Origin of the sequence: Methylobacterium frigidaeris (genome assembly GCF_022179185.1) — a bacterium.
Classification (GTDB): Bacteria; Pseudomonadota; Alphaproteobacteria; order Rhizobiales; family Beijerinckiaceae; genus Methylobacterium; species Methylobacterium frigidaeris.
Window position 1 is genome coordinate 1 of sequence record NZ_BPQJ01000453.1, and the last position, 217, is coordinate 217.

The 217-nt window shown below is 73.3% G+C and carries 1 protein-coding gene; it reads right to left on the reverse strand.

The annotated features are described in order from the left end of the window. Nucleotides 1–217 (reverse strand): Clp protease N-terminal domain-containing protein (locus tag MFF64_RS37630; RefSeq protein WP_273557227.1); only part of this gene is annotated, 217 nt, incomplete at both ends.

A 217-nucleotide genomic window follows, 5' to 3' on the forward strand; every position in this document is an offset into this window, starting at 1 on the left:
GCACCCGGTACAGGTCGGCACCCAGCTTCACGAGGACCTGGGCTGCGACGCCCTCGCCCGCGCGGATCAGGCCGAGCAGCATGTGCTCGGTGCCGATGTAGTTGTGGCCGAGGCGGAGCGCCTCGCGGAAGGTGAGCTCGAGGGCCTTCTTCGCGGCGGGGGAGTAGGGCAGGAGCTCCGGCGCGTTCTCGTGACGGGGCGGGAGCGCCGCGGCCGC